Source organism: uncultured Campylobacter sp., from assembly GCF_938045205.1.
Lineage (GTDB): Bacteria > Campylobacterota > Campylobacteria > Campylobacterales > Campylobacteraceae > Campylobacter_B.
Map to the genome: position 1 here is coordinate 1 of NZ_CALIMY010000157.1, position 7,710 is coordinate 7,710.

At 47.1% G+C, this 7,710-nt stretch carries 8 protein-coding genes; all 8 read right to left on the reverse strand.

Annotation, left to right across the window (positions count from 1 at the left end; translation table 11 throughout):
* Positions 1 to 477 precede the first annotated feature (477 nt).
* Entirely contained in the window at positions 478 to 939 is a 462-nt protein-coding gene (locus Q0198_RS09535) for a hypothetical protein (RefSeq protein ID WP_297897446.1), read from the reverse strand.
* A 132-nt stretch (positions 940 to 1,071) separates the two neighbouring features.
* Complete coding sequence (locus tag Q0198_RS09540; protein WP_297897448.1) at positions 1,072 to 1,584, reverse strand: hypothetical protein; 513 nt, start codon at positions 1,582 to 1,584, stop codon at positions 1,072 to 1,074.
* Positions 1,577 to 2,260, reverse strand: coding sequence for a hypothetical protein (locus Q0198_RS09545; protein ID WP_297897451.1), 684 nt, complete (start codon positions 2,258 to 2,260; stop codon positions 1,577 to 1,579). Before Q0198_RS09545 ends, Q0198_RS09540 begins: the two co-directional genes overlap by 8 nt.
* A 180-nt stretch (positions 2,261 to 2,440) precedes the next feature.
* Positions 2,441 to 3,187 (reverse strand): ABC transporter ATP-binding protein, encoded by a 747-nt coding sequence (locus tag Q0198_RS09550; protein ID WP_297897453.1) that lies wholly within the window; start codon positions 3,185 to 3,187, stop codon positions 2,441 to 2,443.
* On the reverse strand, positions 3,187 to 4,188 hold the full coding sequence (locus Q0198_RS09555) for an iron ABC transporter permease (RefSeq protein ID WP_297897456.1): 1,002 nt from the start codon (positions 4,186 to 4,188) through the stop codon (positions 3,187 to 3,189). The genes Q0198_RS09550 and Q0198_RS09555 overlap by 1 nt, the downstream gene beginning before the upstream one ends.
* Positions 4,189 to 4,198: 10 nt before the next feature.
* Positions 4,199 to 5,248 (reverse strand): ABC transporter substrate-binding protein, encoded by a 1,050-nt coding sequence (locus Q0198_RS09560; RefSeq protein ID WP_297897458.1) that lies wholly within the window; start codon positions 5,246 to 5,248, stop codon positions 4,199 to 4,201.
* A 256-nt stretch (positions 5,249 to 5,504) separates the two neighbouring features.
* Positions 5,505 to 7,325 carry a TonB-dependent receptor gene (locus Q0198_RS09565; protein ID WP_366112056.1) on the reverse strand — a complete coding sequence of 607 codons (1,821 nt, stop codon included), beginning with the start codon at positions 7,323 to 7,325 and terminating at the stop codon, positions 5,505 to 5,507.
* Positions 7,277 to 7,486, reverse strand: coding sequence for a hypothetical protein (locus Q0198_RS09570; RefSeq protein WP_297897461.1), 210 nt, complete (start codon positions 7,484 to 7,486; stop codon positions 7,277 to 7,279). Before Q0198_RS09570 ends, Q0198_RS09565 begins: the two co-directional genes overlap by 49 nt.
* Between the last annotated feature and the right edge of the window lie 224 nt (positions 7,487 to 7,710).

A 7,710-nucleotide genomic window follows, 5' to 3' on the forward strand; every position in this document is an offset into this window, starting at 1 on the left:
AAATCAAGCAGCGTTGAAACGCCCGCAAAATCGACTTTGTCTATAAACTCGCGCGCGTAGGCGCTTTGCATCACGCCCTCGTTGAAGCTAGGCGCCTTTTTGTCCCAATGCTCGGCCAGTTTTTTGCCGAATGAGCTTTTTGCTTTTTGCGTCTTATAAAGCGCGTCAAAGTCGATCTCATCGTAGTTTTAAGCTAAAATCATCATTATCCTTTCCTGAATTTATCGGGCAGATCGCACCGATTTTTCATTAAATTTTAGCGCAAAATTATGCGCCGCGCCTAAACCCGCCTGAAATTTCAAACCGCCCGGCGAAAAGTGCTAAGGCAAGCCCATCCCTGCGTATTTTATCTGCTCTAAATTCTTTAAATTTTCACCGAATGATCGTAGCTAAATTTTAAAAAGTCCGCTCATAAATCAAAATTTTTAGTTTGTCGTCCACGCTTGTTCGCTCCGCATTTAAATCGCCGCTGTGGATTTATTGCAAAGCTCCCAATCTAGCCGCTATCACCTTTTGCATCGCTTGATTTTTCTTGTTTTTGGCTAAAATTTGCAGCCTCTTTTTGCCGATGCGTTTGTCGGCGGCCTTTAGGATATTTGCAAGCCCCCATTCATCGGCACCAAAGTGCTTTGCAAACAGCTCATCTTTGGGCATATCGATATATTCGCGGATAAGCTCGCCGATGTCGCTTATGTCGTTACCATACGGATAAATTTTCGTTAGAGCGCCCTGTGCTAGGCTTTTTACGCCGCCGCTTTTTAGCGCGAAATCCTTCGGATAGTCAAAAATAATCTCGCCCGCAAGCGTGATAAAATATCGCGGCAAATCCGTGCTGCCGCGCCTGCTTTGCATCCTATAAACCGTGCAGTGGAGCTTAAAATCAATGCTTTCATCCACGAGCTCGTAAAGCTGTTTTGCAAGCTTGCTCCAGCGTTTCATTTTTCCCCCTTATTTATTATCGCCTCTTGCGGTTTCGCGCGTAGCTTTTGCCGCTCTTTGCGATGATCGCACTTGAAAGCTGCGCGCCTTTTCTATATTTTTTGTAAATTCGCTTTGTAAAATTTTGCCTCGCTAAACGGTCTCCCAAAATCTAGACTCCGTCTTGATCGCTTCTCGGTTTTTCTCGCGTAAAATTTGTAAAAATTCTTTAAAGCTCGGCTCAAAAATCGAAGCGGCGGGCACAAATTTATACTCGCTCACGCCGTCTTGTTCGGGCTTGTTCGCGCCGCCACGTTCAAGCTCGCTCGCGCCGCCTGCAAAGCTGATCCGCCAAATCCTAGCATGATTTATCCGTATTTTTGTAACTTCAAGCTCTAAAATTTGCTCAAATTTATACCTCGCCGCGAGCTTCTGTCCATCAAAAACGTAGATAAAATCCTGATCAAACCAAAGGCTCTCGCACGAGATAAAAAACCGCTCCAGCCAGAACAAAAACGGCCTCACGGAAAGCCTTTTTACCTCGCCTATCCCATCTATCGCGGCAAGCCGGTGCGGATTAAGCTTGCGAGGGTTGCGGCAAAAAAGCGTCCAAACAATCCCGCCAAGAAGCAAGACGATTAAAATTTGAATTAAAATTTCAGCCATTTAAAATTCTAAGTCCTTTTACAAATGCAAATTTCGCCTCCGTATCGCTCCAAAACGAACTTCTGCTAAAATCCGCCTCCGCGCCGTTTGCAAGCTCTTCATAAAGCTTATAAAATCGCCCTTTGTAGGTGCACTCGCTCAGGCAGACGTTGAAAAACTCCTCTGCTGCGTCCCTGCCGCCGAAATAATAGATAAAGTAGATTGGGCGCAGATCGAAAGCGCTTAGATTTTTGTTAAATTTAGCCCCGCGCTGCATCATAAACTCCACCGCCTTTTGTTTGTCCTCAAAAAGCTCAAAAATAGGCAGCGCGTAGTCCTTAATAGCCGCGCTAATCTCGTGAACGCTGGGTTCAAAGCTAGCGCCCGCTAGCTGCCAGTCGCGAAACTGTTTGCGCGGCGTGAGATAGCCCAGGTGCGATACGAAAACAAGATCGGTCGAGTAGGGCAGCTCCTCTTGCATCAGCTTTTTTAGGCGCTTGCAGTAGATCGCGACCTGCGGCAGGATGCTCACGCTGCCAGAGTAATTGCGCATGCTAGAGCTAAAATAAATCTCAAATAAAATCTCCTTGTTGCTTGCGAGCTTCGTTAGTTTTTGTCCCTTTTGCGCGGGCTTAAAGTCCGTGAAATTTGCCGCGATCTCATTGCAACCGTTTAAAAATATCTCTCGCGGAGTCATGATTTTCCTTTAAATTTGGACGTTTTGCTCGCTAGCAATTCGGTTTGCTGCTTGCATTGCCGAAGTCGCGACCCACACGGCATTTTATAATGCGCGCCGTTTTGTCGCCGAGAAGTTCTTCTATGCGCGCAATTTTACCCTAGTTCGGCTAAATTTAACGGCGCTACGTGCTCGTAAAATTTATAATCTATCCTCATATCTTTCGTAGTTTATGCCGTAGATTTTATCGATATTTTCGGCGTTTATGAGCTTTTCACTCTCGCCAAAGGCTAAAATTTCGCCGTCTTTTATAAACAGCGTCAAATTTGAAACGAATTTCGCGTGGCGTGGGTAGTGCGTCGTCTGCACGAAGGTATAGCCCTCGTCCCCCAGCGCTTTTATCATCTCCAGCAGCTTGATCTGATTGCCAAAATCCAGCCCGTTGGTCGGCTCGTCCATAAAGATCACTTTCGCGCCCTGAACCAGCGTGCGCGCGATATACGCCAGCTGCCGCTCACCGCCGCTGACCTTTGTGTAGGGCGCATTTTTTAGATGCGCGATACCCATCTTTTCCAGCGCCTGCTCGGCTAGCTTTTTATCCGCCGCACTAAAGCTAGAAAACAGCGGCGTCCTGCACAGCGCACCCATCAGAGCGACGTCAAAGACGCTGTAGTCATAGGACGGAGCGTGCGTCTGTGGCACGTAGGCGACGAGTGAAGCGAGCCCCTTTTTGCCGTAGTCGCGCACGCTTTTGCCGCCGATCAGCACCTCGCCTTCAAATTTTAAAAATCCGAGCATTATGCGAAGTAGAGTGCTTTTGCCGCTACCGTTGGCGCCTAGGATACTTAGCGTATCACCCGTCGCGACGTCAAAGCTGATGCCCTTTAGTACGGGTTTGCCCTGGTAAGCAAAGCGCAAATTTCGCACCTCTATCAAATTTTCTCGCATCAAAAGCTCCTCTTGGCGCGGCGAAGCACGATGATAAACATCGGAATACCAAACAGCGAGGTGACGATGCCGATGGGGATCTCAAAGGTAAAAATGAGCCGCGAGAAGCTGTCGCAAAAGAGCAGAAATATCGCGCCGATCATCGCCGAGCTAGCAAGCACGGCGCGGTTATCGGCGCCGAAGATAAAGCGCGCGATGTGCGGCACGATAAGCCCGATCCAGCCGATGATGCCCGCGATCGTCACGCTAAGCGCGCTAACGAAAGTCGCGACTAGGATGATGAAAATTTTAACACGCGCCGTGTTTACGCCCAGGCTCTTTGCCTCCTCTTCGCCAAGGCTTAGCGCGTTTAGGTATTTGCCGCTAAGCGCCAGCAGCAAAATGCCCGCGCACATCGGTAGGATCGAAATTTGAATAAAGCTTTTGGATGCAAAGCCGAGGCTTCCCATCAAAAAATAGGTGATCGCCGGGAGCGCGTCGTTTGGGTCTGCGGCGTACTTTAGCACAGAGAGTAGCGAGGTAAAGAGCGAGCCGCTGATGACGCCGCCCAGAACTAGCACGATGACGCTACCGCTACGCGAATACAGCGCTGAGACGCCCAGTGCCACCGCCACGGCCAGAAAGCCGAAACCGAAGGTGCTAAGCTGGATGAGATATTCGTTAAATTTGAAAAACATCCCAACAGCCGCGCCAAATCCCGCGCCGCTTAGAACGCCTAGTATCGAGGGGCTAACGAGCGGGTTTACAAACATCGCCTGATACGCCGCGCCGCTGATAGCGAGGCTCGCGCCGATGAGCACGCACGCAAGTATGCGCGGCAGGCGGATCTCGAGCAAGAGCGTGTGCATGACCTCGAAATCTTTCAAGCTTTCGCTCCGCAACAGCGCCGTGACGTAGCGCGCGTAGTCCTCTGCGCTAAAGCCGTATTTGCCCAGCAGCAGCGAGCCCGCGACGCAAAATGCCAGCAGCAGGGCTAAAAACGCAAACGCCCTTTTGCTCATCTTTCTTTACTCACTCCGCACCCCATCCTAAAATTTTATAAATTTGCGCATCCGTGAGCTCAAGATCCAAAAATAGCTTATAAAACTCGCGCGTTTCGGAAACGATGTCAAATTTAAACGCTTCGGGGTAGGTTAAGTTTATGAGCCACTTTAGTCCCAAAAACCTCATAAATGAAGGCGGGCGGTCAAACCACGAAAAGGGCTCGCGCGGGATGTAGTAGGCTTTTTTGTTTTTCACCGCGCCCAGCAGCTGCCACTTCGGGTCGCCGTAAATTTTATCAAACAGCTCTTTTTCGTAGATGAGGATGACGTCGGGATCGTATTTTACGAGCTGCTCGAAGCTGATTTTTACGCGCCCGAAGGATTTGGCATTTGGATCTTCGGAGCATTTATGCACGTTCTGCGCGCCTGCTCGCTCGATTAACGCCCCGTGCCATGAGCCCTCGCACTCGGTGGCTAGCCCGTCGCCGCCCTGTGCGTAGTAAATTTTTACCTTTTGCAGGTTGTTTTTTCTAATGTATTCCTCGATCTGCGCGGTTAAATTTAGCGACTCTTTCGCGTAGCCTATGAGTTGCGCCGCACGCTCCTGTTTATCCGTCACTTCGCCTAAAATTTCAAACCCGTCCAGATAATCCTCGAGCTGCAACGCGCTTAGATAGAGCATCGGCTTTTTGATCGAGCCGAAGACCTCGCTCATCTTTTTGGTGTTGCGCAAGCTTGCGTTTACGAGGATGAGATCTGGATTTAGGCGTAGCAGTATCTCGACGTTTGGAATTTTACCCTGACCGAAAAAGCCGCCCACGACGGGCTGCTCTTGCACCTCTTTTTTGACGTAGGGCCGCTCGTAGTCGTTCCACTCGAAATTCGTGCCGCTGATTTTAGCTGGATCAAGCGCGTAAAGCATATATAAAAGCGGCGGCGAGCTGGCGTAAATTTTAGATGGAGTGCCCTGCAGTTGCTCTATATTTTCGCTGTTTTGGGCGATGTAGTCCTTGATCTGCGCCTCGCTTAGAGCAAAAAGCATGCTCGTGGCGCAGAGAAATAGAAATATTTTTTTCACGGTCGTACCTTTTAAAATTTTTGATTTCGCAAGTATAGCAAAAGAAATTTTAAAATAGATTTATCTTCGCTAGATGCCTATTTAGCTGCTAAATTTTAAAATTTAGCGGCGGTGATTTTAGAATGTCTGGCTAAATTTAGGATTTTAAAATTTAGGGTTTCAATTTAAAAGGGGCGAGCGGCCTGAGATAAGCTCAAAACCGCTCGCCCGCGAAGTTCAATGAAAAGGCAAAATGCCGACGCCGTCTAAACCTGAATTAAAATTTATATCTGATGTTCGAGAAAAATACGCGACCCTCCTCAGGGAAGCCCTCTCTATACTCATAGTTTTTATCAAACAGATTCGATACTCCAGCCTCTACGCTTAAGCTCTCGACGGGCTCATACGTAAGCTTGAGATTAGTCGTGCCGAAACTGCCCAGCTTCGTAACTTCGTAGGAGTTTGAATACAAACTTGAGCTCATATATTGCGATACGTATATGCCTAGCTTAGGCAGAATTTTATAGTCTAAATATACGAAGCCTTTGTGCTTAGGGATGCCATAAACGCGCGTATCCTCGGCGTCTTGATACTTAGCGTTCATATACGTGTAGTTTCCGCCGATTTTCAGATCGTCGGTAAGTAGGTAGCTTACGGCAAACTCAAAGCCTTTATATCTGGCTTTATTTATATTAGTATTTTGAGCATATCTGGTTCCGTTTATTACGATATTATGCTCGCCGATAGCGTCTTTGACCCTTGAGTAAAACAGCGCGGTTTCGATCTTTAAGCCGCCGTCAAAATTTCTTTGATAACCGATTTCGTAGTGGTTAGCGATCTCGGGTTTTAAAAACGGATTTGGCTCGTTTTTTCCGAATTTTCTTGAGTAGCGATCTTTCATACTCGGAAAATAGGTCTTTTTCGCGTAGCTCAAGCTGAGCTCATCGTCTCCGTCGAAGCTATGTTTGAGTACAGCTTGATAATTAAAGGCGTGACGTTTAGCGACGTCGAAATCATAAAGAACATTACGGCGCGGCGAGAAGCTCGTCCTGCCGTATTCTTGGGCTTTTACGGCATTTCTAGTATCGTAGCTAGCGCCTAAAATTAGTTGTGTAAATTCCGTGAAAGAATAGGTATTTTCAAGCCCGAAGCTATACGTTTTGTCCTTGTATTTTTGGATAGGCTCGCCGTCGTCGTGCTCTTTGTGAATATCCACTTTGTAGCTAGAAGCGAATTTTAACGTATCGTTATCGCTGATATTGCCGCCTATTTCTATACCGCCTCCGTAGCTTTTATCGCGGTAGTGGCTGTGAAATTCGCTCGGTTTATAGCCGTCCAAATCGTTTTTAAACTCGTCGTGGAATGCCTTGGTATTTACGTAGAGACTACTTCCAAACTGCGTATGAGATAGCCAATAAACGCTTTGTTTATTCCATACGGGCCAATCCCAATATCGCCTTGCCAAATTATATCTAGTGTAGCGGCCCGTGTAATAAGGCTGCTGCTTTTTACCTTTTTGATTGATGTAGCTAATAGCGTATTCGTCGGTCTCGTTCGGCGTAAAGCCCACTCTTAGGTTAAATTTCTTATCTCTTTGGATGGAATTATCTCGCCTGCCGCCGTCCTCGTTACGTGTAGTTTTTTCATGGAAATTCGACGATAGCTGCTGTCCACGATCTTGAAAGAAGTTACCGCCCGCTTGAATATAAAATAGCTCTTGCTTGCTACCGATATTAAAATCAACTTTGTTGCCGAAAGTGCCTTTGTTTTTGCCGAATTCTAGTCCGTAGCCGATGTTGCCTTCAAGCTCTTTGCTAGGCTTTTTGGTGATTAAATTTATCGCGCCGCCCATAGTATTGGGTCCGTAAAGCACGGAGCTAGCGCCTTTGGATATTACAATACGCGACAGGTCAAACGTCGTAAAACGCCCGAAATCCGTGTTGCCGTCGTAAGGGATATAAACCGGAATTCCGTCGATAAATAGCGGCACGCGTCTAGCGTCGAAGCCGCGAACGAGCAAATTCTGCTCCGCGCGGGCGCCTACCTTATCTACGTAAATTCCCGGCGTGCTCTCGGCGACTTCCGAGAGACGCTTGATCTCGTTTTTTTCATCTTCTCTTCGTCGATCACCGCGACGCTCGTGTCGCTTTCTTGGACCTTATCGCCGATTTTTGACGTGACTTCGATCTCGCCTAGATTAAAAATTTCGCCATGAAGCGCGACGGCGGCTATGACGGCAAACAGACAGCTCTTTTTCATCAAAACTCCCTTGAGTAAAATTATTTTAATATATCGCAAGAAATCTGATTTTTATGCATTTCTTATACATCGATATATAAAAAGAATTTTATTCAATATATGTTAAAAGAAGCTTAAATTTGAAGGCCTATATAAACAAAATTTTAACGAAACTTGAAAGTGCGGCAAAAATAGTAGGCGGCGACGGATAAAATTTAAAGCTATTCGGTATTTTTTCGGTTTGC